Raw genomic sequence first — 22,472 nt, forward strand, 5'->3', positions numbered from 1 at the left:
AGAGGAATAATGAAAACGCTGCTGATCATTGACTCCGGTCTCGGACAGGCTCGCGCCTATATGGCGAAGACCTTGCTGGGAGCGGCGGCGAACAAAGCACATCTCGAGATGACGGATAACCCGGGCGACGCCGAAATGGTGATTGTTCTGGGTGATAACATTCCCGCTGACAGTGCGCTGAATGGCAAAAAAGTGTGGCTGGGCGACATCAATCGCGCGGTGGCACACCCGGAACTGTTCCTGAGCGAAGCGAAAGGTCATGCGTCTGTTTACAGCGCACCGGTCGCGGCGCCGGTTGCCGCGTCCGGACCAAAACGTATTGTGGCGATCACGGCCTGCCCGACGGGCGTGGCTCATACCTTTATGGCGGCTGAAGCCATTGAAACCGAAGCGAAAAAACGCGGCTGGTGGGTAAAAGTTGAAACACGTGGATCCGTTGGTGCGGGCAACGCAATCACCCCTGAAGAGGTGGCTGAAGCCGATCTGGTGATGGTTGCGGCTGACATCGAAGTGGACCTGGCGAAATTTGCCGGTAAGCCGATGTACCGCACGTCAACGGGCCTGGCGCTAAAAAAGACCGCTCAGGAGTTTGATAAAGCGCTGGTGGAAGCGAAGCCGTATCAGGCAACGGGGTCCACGCAAACTGCGACGGAAGGTAAGAAAGAGTCAGCTGGCGCCTATCGCCATCTGCTGACCGGCGTGTCTTATATGCTGCCGATGGTGGTGGCGGGCGGTCTGTGTATTGCCCTCTCGTTCGCGTTTGGTATTACCGCGTTTAAAGAAGAAGGCACGCTGGCTGCTGCCCTGATGCAGATTGGTGGTGGTTCCGCGTTTGCCCTGATGGTGCCGGTGCTGGCAGGTTTTATCGCCTTCTCCATCGCTGACCGTCCGGGCCTGACGCCGGGTCTTATCGGCGGTATGCTGGCGGTCAGCACCGGTTCTGGCTTTATCGGCGGTATCATTGCCGGTTTCCTGGCGGGTTACGTTGCGAAGCTTATCAGCTCGAAGCTGAAACTGCCGCAGAGTATGGAAGCGCTGAAACCGATCCTGATCATCCCGTTGATTTCCAGCCTGGTGGTGGGCCTGGCGATGATTTACCTCATCGGTAAACCTGTAGCGGGTATCCTGGCGGGTCTGACCCACTGGCTGCAAACCATGGGTACTGCGAATGCGGTACTGCTGGGAGCTATTCTCGGTGGCATGATGTGTACCGACATGGGTGGTCCGGTGAACAAAGCAGCATACGCATTCGGTGTTGGCCTGCTGAGTACCCAGACCTACGCGCCAATGGCAGCGATTATGGCGGCCGGTATGGTGCCACCATTGGCTCTTGGCCTGGCAACCATCATTGCACGTCGTAAATTCGACAAAGCGCAGCAGGAAGGGGGGAAAGCCGCCCTGGTACTTGGCCTGTGCTTTATCACCGAAGGGGCAATTCCGTTCGCGGCGCGTGACCCAATGCGCGTGCTGCCATGCTGTATCGTGGGGGGCGCGGTAACCGGTGCTATCTCCATGGCGGTTGGCGCGAAACTGATGGCACCACACGGCGGTCTGTTCGTGCTGCTGATCCCAGGTGCAATCACGCCAGTGCTGGGTTATCTGCTGGCGATTGTGGCCGGTACGCTGGTGGCAGGTCTTTCTTACGCGGTGCTGAAACGTCCGGAAGCGGAAGGGGTCGCGAAAGCGGCGTAAGCGGTAAACAATAAAAAAGCCGGGTGCTTATGCGACCCGGCTTTTTTTATGCCGCCTGTTCAGCGGTTTGCTGCGCCTTCAGCCAGGCAATCTCTTCTGCCCAGATGTCCGGATTAATGGTTTCCAGCACCATCGGGATACCGTCGAAACGGGCATCCTGCATAATAAAGCGGAACGCATCGTGGCCAATATTGCCTTCACCGAGGCTGTGATGGCGGTCCACGCGGCTGCCAAACGCGCTTTTCGCATCGTTCAAGTGCATTCCGCGCAGATACTTGAAGCCCACAATGCGTTCAAACTCATCGAAGGTCTTTTTCGTCTCATCAAGCGTTCGCAGATCGTAACCCGCGGCAAAGGCATGGCAGGTATCAATACATACGCCCACGCGGGATTTATCCTCCACGTCGTCAATAATGGCCGCCAGATGTTCGAACTTAAAGCCGAGGTTACTGCCCTGACCGGCGGTGTTCTCGATGACCGCCGTCACGCCCTGGGTTTTATCCAGCGTGATGTTGATGGATTCGGCAATGCGCGCCAGACAGGCATCTTCGTCAATCTGCATCAGATGACTTCCCGGATGGAAGTTCAACAGCGTCAGCCCAAGCTGCTCGCAGCGCTGCACTTCATCAAGAAAAGCCTTGCGGGATTTCTCCAGCGCCTCCTGCACGGGATGGCCGAGGTTAATGAGATAGCTGTCGTGGGGAAGGATTTGACCCGGCCCGTAGTGGTATTTCTCACAGGCGGCTTTGAAATCATCAATCACTTCAGAGGTGAGCGGGGCGGCGCGCCACTGGCGCTGGTTCTTGGTGAACAGGGCGAAAGCGGTCGCCTCAATTTCGGCGGCGCGAATGGCGGCATTCGCAAGGCCACCTGCAGCGCTGACGTGCGCTCCAACATATTTCATAAAGGGACTCCTGTTAACCCGAAATACGTATGATAGCGGGTTAACAGGAGAAGGATGAAGTGGTTTATGCCATCAGGCTATGTACCGCGAGGTTAATCGCACCGCCGCCAACGATCAGCCAGATGAAGAGTACCAGCGCCATCAGCAGCGGTTTTGCACCTGCTTTTTTCAGCGCGCTAACGTGTGTCGTGACCCCGAGCGCCGCCATCGCCATCGCCAGCAGGACGGTATCAAGCGTGACCAGCATATCCACCACGGCTTTCGGCAGCAGGTGGAAGGAGTTAAATACCGCCACCACGATGAAAAGAATCGCAAACCACGGAATGGTGATTTTACTCTTCTGGCTACTGCCTGCCGGCGCGAGTTGTTTTACGCGAGCGGCCAGGATAATCAGGAACGGAGCCAGCATCATGACACGCAGCATTTTGGCAATGACCGCGGCATTTTCCGCATCCGGATTAATGGCGTGACCCGCCGCCACCACCTGAGCCACTTCATGCATGGTTGAACCAATATAAATGCCGTAGGTCTCCGGACTAAACCAGTGCGCAACCAGCGGGTACATGGCCGGGTAGAGGAAAATCGCCAGCGTACCGAAAATGACGACGGTCGCGACGGCAACCGTCACTTTGCTGGATTCTGCCTTAACGACAGGTTCGGTTGCCAGTACCGCGGCGGCACCGCAGATGCTGCTGCCGGCACCAATCAGCCAGCTGGTTTGTTTATCCAGCCCAAACACTTTCTGGCCAATAAAGCAGGCCAGTAAAAAGGTGCTGGTCAGGGTCAGGACGTCAATAGCGATCCCGCTGACGCCGACATCCGCAATCTGTGAAAAGGTCAGGCGGAAGCCGTAAAGGATAATCCCGAGGCGCAGCAGATGCTGTTTGGCGAAAATAACCCCGCCATCACAGGACTTCCAGATAGGGGGGTAAACGGTATTTCCCACCACCATGCCGAGCAATATTGCCAGCGTTAAGGCACTAAAACCTGCCCCGGCGACGGCCGGAATGCTGCCGCCCCATAACGCTACGCCAGTTATCACCGCGCTGAGCGCAAGACCTGGCACGAAGTGCCACAATGTACGTTGATGCTGTAAGGTGTGTTCTGACATAACCTTCTCCTTTATCTGGCTAAAAGGTTACGGCGTTGTGGCTTAAAAATAAAATTGATTATATACTTATAATCAATCTATATAAGTGGTAAGTGACCATGCACATTACGTTGCGTCAGCTGGAAGTTTTTGCCGAAGTGCTGAAAAGCGGGTCGACGACGCAGGCCTCGCAAATGCTGGCGTTGTCCCAGTCCGCGGTCAGCGCGGCCCTGACCGATCTGGAAGGGCAACTGGGGGTTCAGCTTTTCGACAGAGTGGGGAAACGGCTGGTCGTCAATGAACATGGCCGCCTGCTGTACCCGCGCGCGCTGGCATTGCTGGAGCAGGCGACTGAAATCGAACAATTGTTCCGCGAAGAGAACGGGGCCATCCGCGTTTACGCCAGCAGTACGATTGGCAATTACATTCTGCCGGAAGTGATTGCCCGCTATCGCCGGGATTTCCCGACCCTGCCGCTGGAGATGAGCGTTGGCAATAGCCAGGATGTCATCAATGCGGTGATCGATTTCCGCGTGGACATCGGTTTGATTGAAGGGCCGTGTCACAATGTCGATATCATTGCTGAACCCTGGCTGGAAGATGAGCTGGTGGTGTTCGCCTCGCCAGCCTCTTCTTTATTACAGGGTGAAGTGACGCTGGAACGGCTGGCTCAGGCGCAGTGGATCCTCCGGGAACAGGGCTCCGGTACCCGTGAAATTGTCGATTACCTGCTGCTCTCTCACCTGCCGCATTTCCGGCTGAGTATGGAGCTGGGCAACTCGGAAGCCATCAAACACGCGGTCCGTCATGGGCTGGGCATCAGCTGTCTCTCCCGGCGGGTGATTGCTGAACAGCTTGAGGCCGGCACGCTGGTCGAAATACCGCTCCCGTTGCCTAAACTGGTGCGCACGCTGTGGTGCATTCATCATCGTCAGAAACACCTTTCCAGCTCGCTGCAGCGTTTTCTGCGCTATTGCGACATGTAAACCCGCAATGCGGATCCTCTCTCCGTTGGGAGAGGGGAGATGCAGATGCGTGCTTTACTTATAATCCTGGCCGAGTCATGAAGCTCTCTTATAACTGAGCATTTCTGCCGGAAGGAACGCGTATCGTCTGCTACAATCGCGCCTCATTTGTTGAAGGGACAGCATTTTCACATGGTTTCAGAAATTAAAACCACAGAAGCGCCCGCGCTACGTCGCGAACTTAAGGCGCGTCACCTGACGATGATCGCTATCGGCGGTTCAATCGGTACAGGTCTTTTTGTTGCCTCTGGCGCAACAATTTCGGCAGCCGGCCCAGGTGGGGCACTTTTCTCTTATATCCTGATTGGCCTGATGGTGTACTTCCTGATGACCAGTCTGGGCGAACTGGCGGCGTACATGCCGGTATCCGGTTCGTTTTCGACCTACGGTCAAAAATACGTTGAAGAAGGCTTCGGCTTCGCGCTGGGCTGGAACTACTGGTACAACTGGGCCGTTACTATCGCCGTTGACCTGGTCGCCGCACAGCTGGTGATGAACTGGTGGTTCCCGGACACGCCAGGCTGGATCTGGAGTGCGCTGTTCCTGGCGGTGATCTTCCTGCTCAACTACATCTCCGTGCGTGGTTTTGGCGAAGCGGAATACTGGTTCTCTTTGATCAAAGTGGCAACCGTCATCATCTTTATCGTCGTCGGTGTGGCGATGATCGTTGGTATTTTCAAAGGCGCTCAACCTGCAGGATGGAGTAACTGGAGCATTGGCGATGCGCCATTTGCGGGTGGATTCTCGGCCATGATTGGCGTGGCGATGATTGTCGGCTTCTCCTTCCAGGGAACCGAGCTGATCGGGATTGCTGCCGGTGAATCCGAGAACCCGGAGAAGAACATTCCACGCGCGGTGCGTCAGGTATTCTGGCGTATCCTGCTGTTCTATGTGTTTGCGATTTTGATTATCAGCCTGATCATTCCTTACACCGATCCAAGCCTGCTGCGCAATGATGTGAAAGACATCAGCGTTAGCCCGTTCACGCTGGTCTTCCAGCATGCCGGTCTGCTCTCCGCCGCGGCGGTGATGAACGCCGTTATCCTGACCGCCGTGCTCTCAGCGGGTAACTCCGGCATGTACGCGTCTACCCGTATGCTCTATACCCTGGCATGCGACGGCAAAGCGCCACGCATCTTTTCTAAGCTGTCCCGTGGCGGCGTACCGCGTAACGCCCTGTATGCCACAACGGTGATTGCCGGTCTGTGCTTCCTGACCTCCATGTTTGGCAACCAGACGGTGTACCTGTGGCTGCTCAATACGTCCGGTATGACGGGCTTTATCGCCTGGCTCGGGATTGCTATCAGCCACTATCGCTTCCGTCGCGGTTACGTTATGCAAGGTCATGACATCAATGACCTGCCGTATCGCTCAGGGTTCTTCCCGCTGGGGCCTATTTTCGCCTTCATTCTGTGCCTGATTATTACGCTGGGACAGAACTATGAAGCGTTCCTTGCGGACCGTATCGACTGGGGTGGTGTAACAGCGACCTACATCGGTATTCCGCTGTTCCTGATAATCTGGTTTGGTTACAAACTGACGAAGGGGACGCGCTTTGTTCGCTACAGTGAAATGGAATTTCCGGGACGCGTAAAACAATAACCGCACTTCCTCTCTTTTAGCCGCTCGGTTGAGCGGGCTTTTTTATTGGCGATCAGAAGCTGTAGGTCATGCCGACAGTGTAACGGCGGCCATCAAGTACGGTATCGTAAGTCTCATAATCAATCTGTTTATCCAGCACGTTATACACGCCTGCGGTTACCAGCAGGTTCTTGTTGGCGTTATAACGCAGACCCACATCAACCTGCGTGTAAGACGGTGTGCCCTGTGACATTGAGGTCCGGCTGAGATACTCAGAAGATTTGCCGCGGAAGTTCAGACGGCTCCAGAAGCCCACATCCTGCGTGGCCTGCCAGTCCAGCGTGGTGTTGAACATATGCTTAGGCATTTTATTCAGAGGCTTACCAGAGAACTGACCGCTCTTCTGCTCGGATTCGGTATAGGTGTAGTTAGCCGTCCAGTTAACATCCTGGGTGATTTTCCAGCCGAAGGTGGATTCCACACCGCGCATGTTGGCTTTGTCGACGTTGACCCGGTCGCTGACAAAATCGTAGGCATGGCCGCCAATCGTACAGGCAGGGTCGGCACTGCTGTTACAGCGGCGTACTTCAGTGATTTTGTTTTTGAAGTCGGTATTGAACAGCGTAATGCCAGCGTTAAGACTGTCATTGTTATCCCAGAGCAGGGCGATCTCTTCGCTCAGGCTCTTCTCCGGCTTGAGGTCCGGGTTACCCACGATCATGCCATCCAGCCGACCGCCGCCCGTTGCCTGACCCCAGCTGGCGGAAGACTGACGCAGATCCGGTGCACGGTAGCCGGCAGAAACGCCCCCTTTTAACGTCCACTGTTCTGCAAGGTGCCACACCCCATAACCGCGAGGCGTCCAGTTGGTGCCATAGTTCTGGTCTTTATCCATACGCAGACCACCGGTCGCCGTGAAGCTGTCGGTCATCGCCCACTCATCTTCAGCAAACAGCGCCCAGCTCCAGCGCGTCAGTTTGTTGAGCCCGTCCGCCGCCTCAAGCTGGTTACCGTTGTCACGCAGCTTCTCATAGCGATACTGGCCACCGAGGGTCAGGGTATGGTCGCCGAGGAAGATCTGGTTCTGGTTGTTGAAAGTGGTGTTATACGAACGCATTTTGCGAACCGGGTTATTGGTCTCTTCCTGCTGGATGTAGCTGGTAGTGTTGAAGTCGCTGTAGTAACCGCTGTGGGTAAGGGAATAGGTCGTATGTTCGTAGCGGGTTTCGCTTTTGCTGTTTGGCGTGCAGGTTGTCCCGCGGCAGGTTTCAGTCGCTTTCGACTTGCCCGGCGTGCTGTTTCGGTCCTGAAGTTCGCGGGCAAAATCGAGGTCAAAATCGTTCTGCTCGTCCGGGGTAAAGTTCAGCGTGATCCCGCCGTTACGCATTTTCTGCTCATTGAAACCGTTCAGGATCTGATCTTCCGCGCGACGTGAGAGCAGGCCTGTCACTTTTGCACCGAGCAGTCCGTCAATTAACGGGCCGGAAGCGTAGGCGTTGGTCTGGAAGATATCCCCGGAATCATGGTTCTCCTGGAACGTGGCATCGCCGTGTAACGATCCGGTCCAGGCTTTGGTATTCGAGACTTTTTTGGTAATGATGTTGATTACGCCGCCCATTGCATCTGAGCCATAGAGCGATGACATGGGCCCGCGGATCACTTCGATGCGCTCGATAGACTCCAGCGGCGGTAGCCAGCCTTGCTCAATGCCCGAGTTATCGCTGTTCGGGCGCGTGCTGCGCGTACTGACGCGCTTGCCATTGACCAGGAACAAGGTGTACTGGGACGCCATGCCGCGAATGCTGATATCGCTGCTGCTTCCGCCGCCCGTGACGACGACGCCCGGGACATCTTTTAGCGCATCGGTCACATCGCGGTAAGCCTTGTCTTCAATCTGCTGCTTTGAAATGACGGAGATAGAAGCCGGGGCATTCTGGATTTTTTGCTCAAAACCCGTGGCGGTCACCACCAGGGTATCCGGGTCGGCTGCGTGAGCAAGAGGGGAGAGCATGGCGGCGCTGATGGCAACAGCCAGTAACGTAACGCGTGGTATTGTCATTTGAACATTCCATATCAAAAAGAAAAACACTCCATCGGGTAACCCTGAGAACTGTATGTATTTGTCTTGTAAGAACTCTTTGTGATGGAGAAGAGCCTGGAATTGTACAAAAGAATGTGAAATTGTAAACACAAATGATAATCGAAATCATTTGTGTTTTGATGTTGGTTGGTGAAACTGGCTTTTATTCAAAGGGATAGGGTTTTGAGGCCCGGCAGACGGAGCGCCTCCGGGCAAGAAGGGAGGAACTTACTTAAACAGATGCGCCGCATGGAAGCGGAGATGATCTTCAATAAATGACGCCATAAAGTAATAGCTGTGGTCATACCCTGGCTGGATACGCAGCGTCAGCGGCCAGTCCTTCTGGCGTGCCGCTTCGGCCAGAACCGCAGGTTGTAGCTGACCGGCGAGGAACTGATCCGCATCGCCCTGATCGATCAGCGTCGGGATGGCGTCCCCCGTGTTGCTGGCCAGCATCAGCGCACAGCTGTCCCACGCCTGCCATTTATCTGTGTCACTGCCCAAATAATGGGTGAAGGCTTTCTGACCCCATGGCACCTGAGTGGGGTTCACAATCGGGGCGAATGCCGACACGCTGGTGTATTTTCCCGGATTTTTCAGCGCCATTATCAACGCGCCGTGTCCACCCATGGAGTGTCCGCTAATGGCGCAGCGGTCGCTTACCTCAAATTCGGCCTGAACCAGCGCAGGCAGTTCGTCACGAATGTAATCATACATGCGGTAATGACGTGCCCAGGGCTGCTCTGTCGCGTTCAGGTAGAATCCGGCGCCTTTGCCCAGATCGTACCCGGCATCATCGGCGACATCATCGCCACGCGGGCTGGTATCAGGCATGACCAGCGCAATCCCCAGTTCAGCCGCAATACGCTGCGCGCCCGCTTTGGTGGTGAAGTTTTCGTCGGTACAGGTTAAACCGGACAGCCAGAACAGCACGGGTGGCTTTACGCCCGTTTCAGTTGGCGGCAAAAAAATGCTGAACGTCATGGCACAGTTCAGTACGCTGGAGTCGTGCCGCCAGCGCTGCTGTCGACCTTCAAAACAACGATGCTCTTCGAGCAGTTCCATGCAGGGCTCCTTAATACGAATTGCTATTCACTCGGCCCATAATACAGAGTTTTCATTTACCTGTGAGTAACTTTCACTTTCGCAGGACGGTAAGATGCGGCATCATAAATTAACTTTTCTTTAACAATTGGAGCGGTCATGGCGCTGCGTATCGCGCTCAGTGGGTTTGTGGTTCTGGTGGTAGCGATGGGGATAGGGCGCTTTGCTTTTACCCCTCAGGTGCCGCTAATGATTGCCGCCGGGCAACTCACGCTCACCAGCGCGGGCCTGGTGGCGGCGATGAACTATCTGGGCTATCTGGTGGGAGCATGGGATGCAATGCGTGCGCACCGCTTCGTTGAAACACGCCTCTGGTTGGGTATTTTTGGTGCAGTTGCGCTGACGCTGCTTTCCGCTGCGGCTGATAACGCCGTGGTACATGGCCTGCTGCGCTTTGTGATTGGCTGCATGAGCGGCTGGTCGATGGTGCTGATTGCCGCCTGGACCAACGAGCGGCTGGGACAACTGGGGAAACCGGGTCTCAGCGCCGCGGTATTTGCCGGGCCAGGTGCAGGTATTGCGCTCAGCGGGCTGCTTGCCGTCTATATCCAGGCTAAGGCGCTTTCCGCCGGTGCAGCATGGCAAATCTACGGCGTGCTGGCACTGGTGCTTATCGCACTGGTGGCCCGGTATCTGCCGCGGGCGGGTCAACTTCACCGGCCGGGCAGCGCACCGGAACCGCTCGTCCTGACTAAGAATTTAAAGCGCCTGGTCTGGAGCTACAGCCTGGCCGGGTTTGGCTATATCCTTCCGGCGACCTTTTTATCGCAAATGGCGGCCGTGCGTTTTCCCGGCAGTCTGTTTGCCCAGTTTGTCTGGCCGATATTCGGTATTGCCGCCGTGGCGGGCATTGCGCTCAGCATCGTTTTACGCCACACCTCAACCTCAAACCGCAGGCTAGCTATCGTATTGTGGTTGCAGGGGGCAGGCGTACTGGCAGCCTGGCTGCTGCCGGGGATCGGCGGGTTACTGACCGGCGGCTTGCTCGTTGGGGGCGGGTTCTTGTGTGCCGTTCAGCTCTCTTTACTTTATGGGCGCGAGCTGGCACCAGATCACACGCGTTATATGGCGGGACTGCTTACTACCGGTTATGCCATCGGTCAGTTGATTGGCCCGGTAACGTCGGCGTTGTCGACGTGGCTCACGCACCGACTGGAGCCTGCGCTGGGGCTGGCGGGCGTCGCGTTGTTCATCGGCGGCGCACTGGTCTGGGATCGTCAGGCCGAAAGGCAACAGCAATTGCAATAATTATCGTCGTGAATACTGGATTATGTGCGCCGCCTCACGCACAATGAGCGCACACTTTTGCCACAACGAGGGCAAAAGACGCCACACCTGCAGGAGAAAAGAATGCCATCACTCAGTAAAGAAGCAGCCCTGGTTCACGAAGCTCTGGTTGCGCGTGGTCTTGAAACGCCACTGCGTCCACCCGTTCAGGAACTGGACAATGAAACCCGTAAGCATCTGATTGCTGGGCATATGACCGAGATCATGCAACTGCTGAATCTCGATCTGAGCGACGACAGTCTGATGGAGACGCCGCACCGTATCGCAAAAATGTACGTTGACGAAATTTTCTCCGGCCTGGATTACGCCAATTTCCCGAAAATCACCGTCATTGAAAACAAGATGAAGGTCGATGAGATGGTAACGGTACGTGATATTACGTTAACCAGTACCTGCGAACACCACTTCGTGACCATCGACGGTAAAGCGACCGTGGCTTATATTCCTAAAGATACGGTGATTGGTCTGTCGAAGATCAACCGCATCGTGCAGTTCTTTGCTCAGCGTCCACAGGTGCAGGAGCGTCTGACGCAGCAGATCCTGACCGCGCTGCAAACGCTGCTGGGCACCAATAACGTGGCAGTCTCTATCGACGCCGTTCACTACTGTGTGAAAGCGCGCGGCGTGCGTGATGCCACTAGTGCGACCACCACAACGTCGCTGGGCGGTCTGTTTAAATCCAGCCAGAACACCCGCCAGGAGTTTCTGCGCGCCGTGCGTCACCACAACTAATCTGACAGGGCAGGCTACATGGAGCGAAACGTCACGCTCGATTTTGTTCGAGGCGTCGCCATTCTCGGTATCCTGCTGCTTAACATCAGCGCCTTCGGCTTGCCGAAGGCGGCGTATCTCAATCCTGCGTGGTATGGCGACATCACCCGCAGCGATGCCTGGACGTGGGCCATCCTCGATCTCTTTGCCCAGGTCAAATTCCTCACCCTGTTTGCCCTGCTGTTTGGCGCGGGCCTGCAGCTACTGCTCAGGCGCGGCACGCGCTGGATCCAGTCGCGTCTGACATTGCTGGTGATCCTCGGCTTTATTCACGGGCTGTTCTTCTGGGATGGCGACATTCTTCTCGCCTATGGCTTAGTCGGGCTGATTTGCTGGCGGCTCATTCGCGATGCGCACAGCGTAAAAAGCCTGTTTAACACGGGCGTGATGCTTTACGTCATGGGCCTTGGCGTGCTGTTACTGCTGGGGATAATCTCCGGTGATGCGGCAAACCGTTCATGGATCCCCGATGCCGCCAACCTTCAGTACGAGCAGTTCTGGAAGCTGAAAGGAGGCACGGAAGCGATAAGCAACCGTGCGGATATGCTTGGCGATAACCTGCTGGCGCTGGGGGCGCAGTATGGCTGGCAGCTGGCAGGGATGATGCTGATGGGGGCATCACTGATGCGCACCGGCTGGCTGAAAGGGGAGTTTTCCCTTCGCCACTATCGCCTGACGGGAGCCGGGTTAATTCTTCTCGGCGTGCTGATTAATCTGCCGGCCGTGATCATGCAGTGGCATCTGTACTGGAACTACCGCTGGTGTGCGTTTCTGCTTCAGGTCCCGCGCGAGCTGAGCGCGCCCTTCCAGACGATTGGCTATGCGGCACTCATTTACGGCTTCTGGCCACAAATGTGTCGCGCATGGATTGTCAGTGCCATTGCCTGCGTAGGCCGTATGGCCCTCAGCAATTACATTCTGCAGACGCTGATATGCACCACGCTTTTCTATCGGTTTGGCCTGTTTATGAAATTCGACCGGCTTTCGCTGCTGGCGTTTGTTATCCCGGTCTGGATGGCTAACCTGGCGTTTTCTGTTCTCTGGCTGCGTTATTTCCGCCAGGGGCCGCTGGAGTGGGTGTGGCGTCAGTTAACCGCACATGCTTCAGGGGTATCATTGAGAAATACATCCAGATAACGATCTGGATCACAATCATTAACAAAACGGATGTAAACGTTTTCATCTGTGTGAGCTTCTTCACGTAGTCCCCTTTCTCTCGCTGCCAAAATAGCCACCTTGCTAAACACAGGGGGTGTCTGTGAGTTGCTGCAATCCTTTGAAGGATGGTGAATATGATCACCATTCGTGACGTCGCCCGTCAGGCGGGTGTTTCCGTGGCTACCGTCTCACGCGTGCTGAACAACAGCGCGCTGGTCAGCCCTGACACCCGCGAAACCGTAATGAAAGCCGTGACCCAGCTGGGTTATCGCCCTAATGCCAATGCGCAGGCGCTTGCCACGCAGGTCAGCGATACCATTGGCGTGGTGGTGATGGATGTCTCTGATGCCTTTTTCGGTGCGTTGGTTAAAGCGGTAGACGTTGTCGCTCAGCAGCATCAGAAATACGTGCTGATTGGCAACAGCTATCACGAGGCTGAAAAAGAGCGTCATGCGATTGAAGTGCTGATCCGCCAGCGTTGTAACGCACTGATTGTGCACTCAAAAGCCTTAAGCGATGACGAGATTTCCGGGTTTATGGAGCAAATCCCGGGCATGGTGCTGATCAACCGTATTGTGCCAGGGTATGCCCACCGCTGCGTCGGGCTGGATAACGTCAGCGGGGCGATGATGGCCACCAAAATGCTCATCAACAACGGGCATCAGCGGATCGGTTTTTTGGCCTCCAGCCATCATATTGAAGATGATGAGCTGCGGCGCGAAGGCTGGCAAAACGCCCTTAAAGAACAGGGTATTACGCCGTCTGAAAGCTGGGTCGGAACCGGAACGCCGGATATGCAGGGCGGGGAGGCGGCGATGGTGGAGTTGCTGGGCCGTAATCTGCAGCTGTCTGCCGTGTTTGCCTATAACGATAACATGGCGGCCGGGGCGCTGACTGCGCTGAAGGATAACGGCATTGCGGTGCCACAGCATTTATCGTTGATTGGTTTTGATGATATTCCCATTGCCCGTTACACCGACCCGCAGCTGACCACCGTGCGTTACCCCATTGCCTCTATGGCCAAACTGGCCACTGAGCTGGCGTTACAGGGGGCGGCAGGGCTGCTGGATCCGGGCGCAACACACTGTTTCATGCCGACTTTAGTGCGTCGACATTCTGTCGCTGCCCGGCAAATTGTGGTTCCGATCACTAACTGATTACATCAGCTGATGTAACCGTTTTCAATCTGTGAGTAAATTCACAGTATCTTAACAAGGCGCTGACTATGATGTCAGCGTTTTAGGGGCTGAAACGCTATGTAACAGTGATTAATCACTTTCACCATAGCCAATGTGCCGCAAACAACGAATAAAACGCATTTCTGGAGCGTTACCGAACACGGAAGATAGAAATTTTATAAGTGAACTTCGGCTGTCAGTAACGTTTCATTAACACCTGCCTGCCGATCGTTATTCACAAGAACTACCCTGCATAAAAAAAACCGGAGATACCATGAATAAGAAGGTGTTGACCCTGTCTGCTGTAATGGCAAGCATGCTTTTTGGTGCAGCAGCGCACGCTGCGGATACCCGTATTGGTGTGACCATCTATAAATACGACGACAACTTCATGTCTGTTGTCCGTAAAGCTATCGAGAAAGATGCTAAAGCAGCGCCAGATGTTCAGCTGCTGATGAATGACTCCCAGAACGACCAGTCCAAACAGAACGACCAGATCGACGTTCTGCTGGCAAAAGGCGTGAAGGCACTGGCCATCAACCTAGTTGACCCCGCTGCGGCAGGCACGGTCATTGAAAAAGCGCGCGGCCAGAATGTGCCGATTGTCTTCTTCAACAAAGAACCTTCCCGTAAAGCGCTGGACAGCTATGACAAAGCGTTTTACGTCGGTACTGACTCCAAAGAGTCCGGCATTATTCAGGGCGATCTGATCGCTAAACACTGGGCGGCGAACCCGAACTGGGACCTGAACAAAGACGGCCAGATCCAGTTCGTGCTGCTGAAAGGCGAACCAGGCCATCCGGATGCTGAAGCCCGTACCACTTACGTTATCAAAGAGCTGAATGATAAGGGCCTGAAAACCCAGCAGCTGGCATTAGATACCGCGATGTGGGATACCGCTCAGGCGAAAGATAAGATGGACGCGTGGCTGTCCGGCCCGAACGCTAACAAAATCGAAGTGGTAATTGCCAACAACGATGCGATGGCTATGGGTGCGGTAGAAGCGCTGAAAGCGCACAACAAATCAGCCATTCCTGTGTTCGGTGTGGATGCACTGCCAGAAGCTCTGGCCCTGGTGAAATCCGGTGCAATGGCCGGGACCGTGCTGAACGATGCCAACAACCAGGCGAAAGCAACCTTCGATCTGGCGAAAAACCTGGCCGATGGCAAAGGTGCGGCAGACGGTACGACCTGGAAAATTGAAAACAAAATCGTTCGCGTACCTTACGTTGGCGTAGACCAGTCCAACCTGGCTGAGTTTATCGGTAAATAAGTTATTTGAATTGTCTTCACTGGGCGCAACTTGTTGCGCCCTTTTATAACGCGATATGCGAGGCCAACAAGGTATAATTATGGTCAGCACAAATACTCAGTCATCTGGTGAATACTTGTTGGAAATGAGCGCTATCAACAAGTCATTTCCCGGGGTTAAGGCACTCGATAATGTTAATTTAAAAGTTCGTCCTCACTCTATTCACGCATTAATGGGTGAGAACGGCGCAGGTAAATCAACATTATTAAAATGTCTTTTTGGGATCTATCAAAAAGATTCTGGCAGCATTCTTTTTCAGGGGAAAGAGATCGATTTCCATTCAGCAAAAGAAGCACTGGAAAACGGTATCTCAATGGTTCACCAGGAATTAAACCTGGTGCTGCAGCGTTCTGTTATGGATAACATGTGGTTGGGCCGTTATCCGACCAAAGGTGTCTTTGTCGATCAGGATAAAATGTATCGCGACACCAAAGCGATTTTCGATGAACTGGATATTGATATCGATCCGCGCGCCCGCGTGGGAACGTTGTCCGTGTCTCAAATGCAGATGATCGAAATTGCCAAAGCGTTCTCCTATGATGCGAAAATCGTCATCATGGACGAACCGACATCGTCATTAACGGAAAAAGAGGTTAACCACCTTTTTACCATTATTCGTAAGCTCAAAGACCGCGGCTGCGGCATTGTTTATATCTCTCACAAAATGGAAGAGATCTTCCAGCTGTGTGATGAGATTACCATCCTGCGCGACGGCCAGTGGATTGCCACCCAGCCTCTCGAAGGGCTGGATATGGACAAGATCATCTCCATGATGGTAGGGCGCTCTCTGAACCAGCGCTTCCCGGACAAAGAGAACAAGCCGGGTGAAGTGATCCTTGAGGTTCGCAATCTCACCTCGCTGCGCCAGCCGTCTATTCGCGACGTCTCTTTTGACCTACATAAGGGCGAAATTCTCGGTATCGCAGGTCTGGTTGGGGCAAAACGTACTGATATTGTCGAAACCCTGTTCGGTATTCGTGAGAAAGCCGCGGGCACCATCACGCTGCACGGTAAGAAAATCAATAACCACAGCGCTAACGAAGCCATTAATAATGGTTTTGCGCTGGTCACGGAAGAGCGTCGTTCGACCGGTATTTATGCGTATCTGGATATTAACTTTAACTCGTTAATTTCCAATATTCGCAACTATAAAAATAAAGTCGGGCTGCTGGATAACTCCCGCATGAAGAGCGATACCCAGTGGGTGATTGACTCCATGCGCGTCAAAACGCCAGGTCACCGCACGCAAATTGGTTCGCTGTCAGGCGGTAACCAGCAGAAGGTCATTATTGGCCGTTGGTTATTAACCCAGCCAGAAATCCTGATGCTGGATGAACCGACCCGCGGTATTGACGTCGGCGCGAAGTTTGAGATTTATCAGCTGATTGCCGAACTGGCGAAAAAGAATAAAGGGATCATTATTATTTCTTCCGAAATGCCGGAATTGTTAGGGATCACAGATCGTATTCTGGTTATGAGCAATGGTCTCGTTGCCGGTATTGTTGACACCAAAACGACAACGCAAAACGAAATTTTGCGTCTTGCGTCTTTGCACCTTTAAGATCAGGGGCTCCTCATGAGTGCGTTAAATAAAAAAAGTTTTCTCACTTACCTGAAAGAAGGCGGTATTTACGTTGTTCTTTTAGTACTGCTGGCTATCATCATTTTCCAGGACCCTACGTTCTTAAGCCTGTTGAACCTCAGTAACATCCTGACCCAGTCCTCCGTGCGTATTATTATCGCGCTGGGCGTGGCGGGACTTATCGTGACGCAGGGGACTGACCTGTCAGCGGGACGTCAGGTTGGCCTCGCGGCGGTTATCGCGGCAACGCTGCTACAGTCGATGGAAAACGCCAACAAGGTGTTCCCGGAAATGGCGACCATGCCCATTTTCGTGGTGATCCTGATTGTCTGTGCGATCGGCGCAGTGATTGGTCTGATTAACGGCATCATTATCGCTTACCTGAACGTGACGCCATTTATCACCACCTTAGGTACGATGATCATCGTTTACGGTATCAACTCCCTGTACTACGACTTCGTGGGGGCGTCGCCAATCTCTGGCTTCGACAGCGGGTTCTCGACCTTTACGCAAGGGTTTATCGCGCTGGGCAGTTTCCGCCTGTCGTACATTACCTTCTACGCCCTGATTGCCGTCGCTTTTGTCTGGATCCTGTGGAACAAAACCCGCTTCGGTAAAAACATCTTCGCTATCGGCGGTAACCCGGAAGCGGCGAAAGTGTCCGGCGTCAACGTTGCCCTGAACCTGCTGATGATTTATGCCCTGTCAGGTGTGTTCTACGCCTTTGGTGGGATGCTGGAAGCGGGCCGTATCGGCTCTGCAACGAACAACCTGGGCTTCATGTACGAACTGGATGCGATCGCAGCCTGTGTGGTCGGCGGCGTCTCCTTTAGCGGCGGCGTGGGTACCGTGTTCGGCGTGGTAACCGGTGTCATCATCTTTACCGTAATCAACTACGGTCTGACCTACATCGGTGTGAACCCGTACTGGCAGTACATCATCAAAGGCGGCATCATCATCTTTGCGGTCGCCCTGGATTCACTCAAATACGCGCGTAAAAAATAATCGCCTCTGGCATTACCTGGCCCGCTCATCGAGCGGGCTTTTTTGTGCTTCACGCCAGACTCGACTCCTCCCGGGTGACAATGCTCTCGAACCAGTCGAGTTCGGAGAGTTTGCAGGCAACCCACTGTTGAGAAAAAGCCTCTCCCAGGCTGTCGGTAAGATACTGACAGCGTGCAAATGTCTCGATCGCCTCCTGCTGAAACAGCGGCAGATCCGGCCCGTCCTGCTGAGGTTCAGGTAAATCCTGCTCGTCAAAATTTTCCAGCCCGTACAGCATTCCGCTCAGAAGCGTTGCCGCCACCAGATACGGGTTTGCATCAGCCCCGGCCAGCCGGTACTCAATACGCCGGTTATGGTCATCAGAGCAGGGAATACGCAGCGCGGCGGAGCGGGTGTTATAGCCCCAGGAGTTAAATAGCGGTTCCGTGAGGTTTTTACGCAGGCGGCGGAATGCGTTAACGCCAGGGGCGAGAATGGCGATGGAGGCGGGCATCAGCGCCAGCTGGCCAGCGATGCAGAGGCGCATCATGCTGTTCAGCGCTTCCACCGGAGACGCGAATACGTTTTCGCCATGAATATCGTTCAGGCTGAAATGGAAGTGCAAACCGCTGCCGGACTGCTGGCTGAACGGTTTGGCCATAAAGCTGGCCTGCAGACCCTGTTTCTCCGCAACGTAGCGGGTCAGGCGTCGCAGGGCCAGCACGTTATCGCAGACTTCAACGACGCGATGGCTATGCTTCAGGTTTAACTCAAACTGGCCGGATTCGGCCTCGGCCACGATCCCGGTCAGGGGGATACGCTGCAGGTGCGCCAGCTGTTCCAGCTCGTCAAACAGCGCCGCGTGTGCCGTTGAGGTATCCATATGAAAGCAGCCCTGATTTTGTGGATCCTGCGTGCCGCGTCCGGTCAGATAAAACTCAATTTCCGGGGCAATCACCGGGAAGAGCCCGTGCTGATGGAAACGAGCCAGAACGTTTTGCAATATCACCCTTGGCTCAAGCGGGCACGGTTTGCCGTCGCTCTCTTTCATGGTCAGCAGGATCTGCGCGTTATGCTGAGGGTCTTGCGAACAGGGGCGCAGGGAACCGCCGACGGGAACGCAGAGCCGGTCGGGCTCATCATCAAGCGGGGCGGCTATTTTGCCTTTATGGTCCATGGAGTAGACGGAGAGGGGGAAGTAACAGCCTTTTTCCAGATTCAGCATGCTTTCCACCGAGAGCCGCTTGCCGCGCATAATGCCATTGATGTCGTTCAGGTAAACGTCAATATGTTTTGTCTGCGGGTAACGTTCCAGGTAATCCGCCACTTCCAGCGAGACGTTGTGCTGCATGGCATCAAGTTTGTCATCAAGCCAGAGGCCAGCATTGAGTGCCGTCGGGAGTGATAAACCCGGGAAGTTAAAATAGGGGCGGATATTTTTCAGGAAAAACGCATTCATTATTGAGTTCATAGTCATTCTTCAATGAAGCCGTAGCGGCAGTGAACTCAGCTTAAAAGGGGCGGCGTAAAGGCGGGATAAAAAGCGTTACGCCCGGTATAAAGAAAGTATAAAGGCGAGGCTATTTTTTCTCTTTTTTCTGCATATCAAGCAGTTGTTCTGGCGTGACGGCCGGGTAGCCCTGCGCATCTTCCGGCACTTCATGCATCGCCGGAATGGGTACCAGCGGACCTAAAAAGCGCGGTTCACGTTTGAAGATGTACAGATCGGCCAGAGCGCCAAAACGCGCGCCAAACTCACGTACGCGGACGCTCAGCATATCTTTAGGCGACGGCACGGCGTAGCACTGCGCCTGGATACCCATATGCAGTGCGATAAACAGCGCCCGTTCGCAGTGGAAGCGTTGGGTGATGATGATGAAATCGTTGGTATCGAACACCTTGCGCGTACGCACGATGGAATCCAGAGTGCGGAACCCGGCGTAGTCGAGCACGATATCGGCCGGATCGACGCCAGCGGCAATCAGGTCTTTGCGCATGGTGACCGGTTCGTTATAGCTTTGCAGCGCATTATCGCCGCTCAGCAGCAGGTAATTCACTTTGCCGCTGTTATACGCGTTCAGCGCGCCCTGAATGCGGTAACGGTAATACTGATTAATTACCCCGGTGCGGTAATACTTGGCGGTACCCAGCACAACGCCGACCTGACGATAGGGCAGGTCCTGCAGGTCGTCAAAGATATACGGAGCCGTTTTCCAGCTCATCCAGCGATCAAGACCCAGCACGATCAACAGCAGTATGCCGACCAGGACAGACAGGCTGTAAAAAGCGCGCTTTAACATGCAGATGGCTCGTACCGAAGGTGAAATTTAACTCAGGCTACTTTACCCGCCTGGTTAGCGCAAGAAACAGCGAATCAACTGAGGGGTTTTTCAGCAAAGCGGCGGGCATTTCTGCCCGCCGGAGGCATTACGCAAGCAAAACACGGTCAATAGTTGAGCAACCGAGCGCTTTCAGCGTTGCGGCGGTGGCATCCCACTGGATCAACGGCGCGTCGGCTTTCTCTGCCAGAATAGCGCGCTGAATGTCCGGGTAGTCATAGCCATTGAGGCTCAGCAAATTCAGGGCGCCCTGAAGCGGTGGCAGCGTCGGGTTAAAGGCGGCGTTTTCGGCATAGCTTCCGGTGAAGATGCGACCATCACGACACTGCAGCGCCACACCGCTTGGGGAGTGACTGTATGGCGTGTGGCTCTTGTTCGCCGCGCGAATCGCGGCTTCGCTCAGCGCATCGCCGGAAAGGGCAAAACCGTGATCCTGTTCATCCATCAGCAGCGTTTTGATGTCGAGATCTTTCGGACCAAACGCGTCAGGCAGGTAATCCCCGAGGGTATGCGGCGCACGGCCTGGCAGATTGATGCGTAACTCCAGCCCGCTGTTCAGCTCGTTCATGAACTGGCGGCAGTGGCCGCAAGGGGTGTAGTTAACGGTAATGGCGCTCAGCGCTTGTTCACCGCGCAGCCAGGCGTGGCTGATGGCGCTTTGTTCCGCGTGAACGGTCTGCTGCATGGTCGCGCCCAGGAACTCCATGTTGCCACCGAAGTACCAGGTTCCACTTACGCCGCGTGCAATCGCACCGACGTTGAAATGAGAGAGATCGGCGCGGGCGCAGGCTGCCGCCAGCGGCAGCAGCGCGAAGGCCAGCGCGTCGTCGTCCAGCCCTGTGGCTTCTTTCAGTGCCGTGACGTGTTCAGCCGTCAGCAGGGCCGGGAAATGCTCATCCGCCAGAATCGGGGCCAGAGCTGATTGCACATTCTCTGCAAGCTGGGCGAAAGCAGCTTGAAAACGTGGATGCATGGCGTTTGCCTCATAAAGGTTAATGGATCGGTAGTTTACGGAGCCGCTGGGGCTTTATATGTGATCCACTTCTCATTATGTATGCAACTTATGAAAACAAAATGAAATTTGCGCGACGCATCGCAAATCTTAACCCATGACCGCCACAATCAGCGGGAAAATAAACGGTGCGAGCAGGGAGGTGATAATCCCGCAGATCACCAGTGCGAGTGAGCTAAACGCCCCTTCCTGATAATCCAGTTCAGCGCAGCGCGCGGTGCCCAGGGCGTGCGACGCGGTACCCATCGCCAGACCTCGTGCCGCTTTGGTGTGGATACGCATCGCATTCAGCAGGGTATGTCCAAAGACCGCGCCGAGGATCCCCACGAATATCACACACATGGCGCTGATGGCCGGAATCCCCCCCAGGCTGCCGCCCACGGCCATCGCAATAGGCGTGGTGACCGACTTAGGCAGAATAGAGGCCGCAATTTGCGGGGACGCGCCCATCAGCAGCGCCACCGAGGTGCCGGTGATCATCGCCACCAGGCTCCCGACAAAACAGATGGTAATGATGGATTTCCAGCGGGCGCGGATCTGGTGCAATTGCTCATATAAAGGAAAGGCGAGCGCCACCACGGCGGGCTGCAGAAGGTCGTTCAAAATTTTGCTGCCGGCAAAGTAGCGTTCATAAGGAATGCCGGTGAGAAGCAGGAACGGGATAATCACCACCATCGCCACCAGCAGCGGATTAAGTAACGGCATTTTGAAACGCGCGGCGAGTTTGCGTGCGGCGAAGAACACTGCCAGCGTTAACGGCAGCGACCACCAGATATTGGCCATCATTGTTTTGTTCCTTTCTGCCCAACCACTTTACGTTCGCCATGCACCAGATGCGAACTCCAGCTTACTACCAGGAAAACCACCAGCGTACTGACCGCGCAGGACACCACAATGGGTCCGAATTGCGCCTGGAGCAAATCAAAATACTGCATAACCCCGACGCCGATAGGCACGAACAGCAGCGCCATATAGCGAATAAGGACAAAGCAGCCAGGGTTAACCCATCTGGCAGGCAAAATTTGCAACGCCAGCAAAACAAAGAGGATCAACATTCCGATGATGCTGCCAGGAATGGTGATGGGAAGCAGGGATGCGATAAAGATTCCGGCATACAGGCAGGCGTAAATCAGGACGAATGCGCGAAGATATTGCCAGATAATGTTCAATGATTTTCTCATGGTGAAAGTCCTTGATGAAACGCATTCATCATACAATTAAACCTAAAAATGTGCCACGGATCACATCATGAATTTTGAGCATACCAGACATTCCGAAATGGAACGTCTGGTATAACCTCACCGGGTTAACCGCCGGGCTTTCCTCATGCCGGGAGAGCGGCTACTATAGCGCGTCTTTTTTCACAGGTACTG

Annotated in this window: 19 protein-coding genes; 10 read left to right on the forward strand and 9 right to left on the reverse strand. The window is 54.6% G+C overall.

Annotation, left to right across the window (positions count from 1 at the left end; genetic code table 11):
* Nucleotides 1-9 precede the first annotated feature (9 nt).
* Nucleotides 10-1,692, forward strand: a complete 1,683-nt coding sequence (gene fruA, locus F8561_RS19870; RefSeq protein WP_151887812.1) for a PTS fructose transporter subunit IIBC — start codon at nt 10-12, stop codon at nt 1,690-1,692.
* Nucleotides 1,693-1,738: 46 nt separating this feature from the next.
* Here fruA and nfo read toward each other — a convergent pair whose 3' ends face one another.
* Together nfo and F8561_RS19880 are read right to left on the reverse strand one after the other, a co-directional pair.
* Nucleotides 1,739-2,596: a deoxyribonuclease IV gene (gene nfo / locus F8561_RS19875; RefSeq protein WP_151887813.1), complete on the reverse strand. Its 858-nt coding sequence runs from the start codon at nt 2,594-2,596 to the stop codon at nt 1,739-1,741.
* Nucleotides 2,597-2,660: 64 nt separating this feature from the next.
* On the reverse strand, nt 2,661-3,707 hold the full coding sequence (locus F8561_RS19880; protein ID WP_079231853.1) for a YeiH family protein: 1,047 nt from the start codon (nt 3,705-3,707) through the stop codon (nt 2,661-2,663).
* Nucleotides 3,708-3,805: 98 nt separating this feature from the next.
* On the opposite strand from F8561_RS19880, the gene yieE reads away from it, so the two are divergent.
* Nucleotides 3,806-4,672, forward strand: a complete 867-nt coding sequence (yieE, locus tag F8561_RS19885) for a DNA-binding transcriptional regulator YeiE (RefSeq protein ID WP_014170915.1) — start codon at nt 3,806-3,808, stop codon at nt 4,670-4,672.
* A gap of 171 nt (nt 4,673-4,843) precedes the next feature.
* Nucleotides 4,844-6,313 (forward strand): amino acid permease, encoded by a 1,470-nt coding sequence (locus tag F8561_RS19890; protein ID WP_020883191.1) that lies wholly within the window; start codon nt 4,844-4,846, stop codon nt 6,311-6,313.
* Between the two features lie 52 nt (nt 6,314-6,365).
* Here F8561_RS19890 and F8561_RS19895 read toward each other — a convergent pair whose 3' ends face one another.
* Nucleotides 6,366-8,351 carry a ligand-gated channel protein gene (locus tag F8561_RS19895; protein WP_151887814.1) on the reverse strand — a complete coding sequence of 662 codons (1,986 nt, stop codon included), beginning with the start codon at nt 8,349-8,351 and terminating at the stop codon, nt 6,366-6,368.
* 249 nt (nt 8,352-8,600) lie between these two features.
* On the reverse strand, nt 8,601-9,437 hold the full coding sequence (gene fghA, locus F8561_RS19900) for an S-formylglutathione hydrolase (RefSeq protein ID WP_014170912.1): 837 nt from the start codon (nt 9,435-9,437) through the stop codon (nt 8,601-8,603).
* Between the two features lie 138 nt (nt 9,438-9,575).
* Between fghA and F8561_RS19905 the strand changes: the two genes are divergently transcribed.
* From F8561_RS19905 to mglC, 7 genes are all read left to right on the forward strand, one after another.
* Nucleotides 9,576-10,724, forward strand: coding sequence for a YbfB/YjiJ family MFS transporter (locus F8561_RS19905; RefSeq protein ID WP_032678574.1), 1,149 nt, complete (start codon nt 9,576-9,578; stop codon nt 10,722-10,724).
* 102 nt (nt 10,725-10,826) lie between these two features.
* Nucleotides 10,827-11,495 (forward strand): GTP cyclohydrolase I FolE, encoded by a 669-nt coding sequence (gene folE, locus F8561_RS19910; RefSeq protein WP_020883194.1) that lies wholly within the window; start codon nt 10,827-10,829, stop codon nt 11,493-11,495.
* An 18-nt stretch (nt 11,496-11,513) separates the two neighbouring features.
* Nucleotides 11,514-12,671 (forward strand): DUF418 domain-containing protein YeiB, encoded by a 1,158-nt coding sequence (gene yeiB, locus F8561_RS19915; RefSeq protein ID WP_151887815.1) that lies wholly within the window; start codon nt 11,514-11,516, stop codon nt 12,669-12,671.
* 155 nt (nt 12,672-12,826) lie between these two features.
* Entirely contained in the window at nt 12,827-13,849 is a 1,023-nt protein-coding gene (galS, locus tag F8561_RS19920; RefSeq protein WP_020883196.1) for an HTH-type transcriptional regulator GalS, read from the forward strand.
* A gap of 295 nt (nt 13,850-14,144) precedes the next feature.
* Nucleotides 14,145-15,143 carry a galactose/glucose ABC transporter substrate-binding protein MglB gene (gene mglB, locus F8561_RS19925; protein ID WP_014170907.1) on the forward strand — a complete coding sequence of 333 codons (999 nt, stop codon included), beginning with the start codon at nt 14,145-14,147 and terminating at the stop codon, nt 15,141-15,143.
* A gap of 79 nt (nt 15,144-15,222) precedes the next feature.
* Nucleotides 15,223-16,743 carry a galactose/methyl galactoside ABC transporter ATP-binding protein MglA gene (gene mglA, locus F8561_RS19930; protein WP_047355776.1) on the forward strand — a complete coding sequence of 507 codons (1,521 nt, stop codon included), beginning with the start codon at nt 15,223-15,225 and terminating at the stop codon, nt 16,741-16,743.
* Nucleotides 16,744-16,758: 15 nt separating this feature from the next.
* Entirely contained in the window at nt 16,759-17,769 is a 1,011-nt protein-coding gene (gene mglC / locus F8561_RS19935) for a galactose/methyl galactoside ABC transporter permease MglC (RefSeq protein WP_014170905.1), read from the forward strand.
* 49 nt (nt 17,770-17,818) lie between these two features.
* On the opposite strand, the gene F8561_RS19940 is transcribed toward mglC, so the two are convergent.
* The 5 genes from F8561_RS19940 to F8561_RS19960 all read right to left on the reverse strand — a co-directional run bounded on the left by F8561_RS19940 (nt 17,819) and on the right by F8561_RS19960 (nt 22,280).
* Nucleotides 17,819-19,207, reverse strand: coding sequence for a glutamine synthetase family protein (locus tag F8561_RS19940; RefSeq protein WP_040017992.1), 1,389 nt, complete (start codon nt 19,205-19,207; stop codon nt 17,819-17,821).
* Nucleotides 19,208-19,328: 121 nt separating this feature from the next.
* On the reverse strand, nt 19,329-20,048 hold the full coding sequence (sanA, locus tag F8561_RS19945; RefSeq protein WP_014170903.1) for an outer membrane permeability protein SanA: 720 nt from the start codon (nt 20,046-20,048) through the stop codon (nt 19,329-19,331).
* 127 nt (nt 20,049-20,175) lie between these two features.
* The gene (gene cdd, locus F8561_RS19950; protein ID WP_020883200.1) at nt 20,176-21,060 is read right to left on the reverse strand and encodes a cytidine deaminase; all 885 of its coding nucleotides are present in this window, start codon (nt 21,058-21,060) and stop codon (nt 20,176-20,178) included.
* A 129-nt stretch (nt 21,061-21,189) separates the two neighbouring features.
* Nucleotides 21,190-21,885: a CidB/LrgB family autolysis modulator gene (locus tag F8561_RS19955; RefSeq protein WP_014170901.1), complete on the reverse strand. Its 696-nt coding sequence runs from the start codon at nt 21,883-21,885 to the stop codon at nt 21,190-21,192.
* Complete coding sequence (locus F8561_RS19960; RefSeq protein WP_020883202.1) at nt 21,882-22,280, reverse strand: CidA/LrgA family protein; 399 nt, start codon at nt 22,278-22,280, stop codon at nt 21,882-21,884. Before F8561_RS19960 ends, F8561_RS19955 begins: the two co-directional genes overlap by 4 nt.
* Nucleotides 22,281-22,472: the final 192 nt, after the last annotated feature.

Source organism: Enterobacter sp. 198 (assembly GCF_009025585.1).
Classification (GTDB): Bacteria; Pseudomonadota; Gammaproteobacteria; order Enterobacterales; family Enterobacteriaceae; genus Enterobacter; species Enterobacter ludwigii.

What these genes read in the sequence shown, in the direction of transcription:
- F8561_RS19880 (WP_079231853.1), bottom strand. Translation starts at nt 3,707, where the DNA reads ATGTCAGAACACACCTTACAGCATCAACGTACATTGTGGCACTTCGTG.
- folE (WP_020883194.1), top strand. Translation starts at nt 10,827, where the DNA reads ATGCCATCACTCAGTAAAGAAGCAGCCCTGGTTCACGAAGCTCTGGTT.
- yeiB (WP_151887815.1), top strand. Translation starts at nt 11,514, where the DNA reads ATGGAGCGAAACGTCACGCTCGATTTTGTTCGAGGCGTCGCCATTCTC.
- F8561_RS19940 (WP_040017992.1), bottom strand. Translation starts at nt 19,207, where the DNA reads ATGAATGCGTTTTTCCTGAAAAATATCCGCCCCTATTTTAACTTCCCG.
- F8561_RS19890 (WP_020883191.1), top strand. Translation starts at nt 4,844, where the DNA reads ATGGTTTCAGAAATTAAAACCACAGAAGCGCCCGCGCTACGTCGCGAA.
- cdd (WP_020883200.1), bottom strand. Translation starts at nt 21,060, where the DNA reads ATGCATCCACGTTTTCAAGCTGCTTTCGCCCAGCTTGCAGAGAATGTG.
- F8561_RS19960 (WP_020883202.1), bottom strand. Translation starts at nt 22,280, where the DNA reads ATGAGAAAATCATTGAACATTATCTGGCAATATCTTCGCGCATTCGTC.
- F8561_RS19905 (WP_032678574.1), top strand. Translation starts at nt 9,576, where the DNA reads ATGGCGCTGCGTATCGCGCTCAGTGGGTTTGTGGTTCTGGTGGTAGCG.
- F8561_RS19955 (WP_014170901.1), bottom strand. Translation starts at nt 21,885, where the DNA reads ATGATGGCCAATATCTGGTGGTCGCTGCCGTTAACGCTGGCAGTGTTC.
- galS (WP_020883196.1), top strand. Translation starts at nt 12,827, where the DNA reads ATGATCACCATTCGTGACGTCGCCCGTCAGGCGGGTGTTTCCGTGGCT.
- F8561_RS19895 (WP_151887814.1), bottom strand. Translation starts at nt 8,351, where the DNA reads ATGACAATACCACGCGTTACGTTACTGGCTGTTGCCATCAGCGCCGCC.
- nfo (WP_151887813.1), bottom strand. Translation starts at nt 2,596, where the DNA reads ATGAAATATGTTGGAGCGCACGTCAGCGCTGCAGGTGGCCTTGCGAAT.
- mglA (WP_047355776.1), top strand. Translation starts at nt 15,223, where the DNA reads ATGGTCAGCACAAATACTCAGTCATCTGGTGAATACTTGTTGGAAATG.
- mglC (WP_014170905.1), top strand. Translation starts at nt 16,759, where the DNA reads ATGAGTGCGTTAAATAAAAAAAGTTTTCTCACTTACCTGAAAGAAGGC.
- mglB (WP_014170907.1), top strand. Translation starts at nt 14,145, where the DNA reads ATGAATAAGAAGGTGTTGACCCTGTCTGCTGTAATGGCAAGCATGCTT.
- fghA (WP_014170912.1), bottom strand. Translation starts at nt 9,437, where the DNA reads ATGGAACTGCTCGAAGAGCATCGTTGTTTTGAAGGTCGACAGCAGCGC.
- fruA (WP_151887812.1), top strand. Translation starts at nt 10, where the DNA reads ATGAAAACGCTGCTGATCATTGACTCCGGTCTCGGACAGGCTCGCGCC.
- yieE (WP_014170915.1), top strand. Translation starts at nt 3,806, where the DNA reads ATGCACATTACGTTGCGTCAGCTGGAAGTTTTTGCCGAAGTGCTGAAA.
- sanA (WP_014170903.1), bottom strand. Translation starts at nt 20,048, where the DNA reads ATGTTAAAGCGCGCTTTTTACAGCCTGTCTGTCCTGGTCGGCATACTG.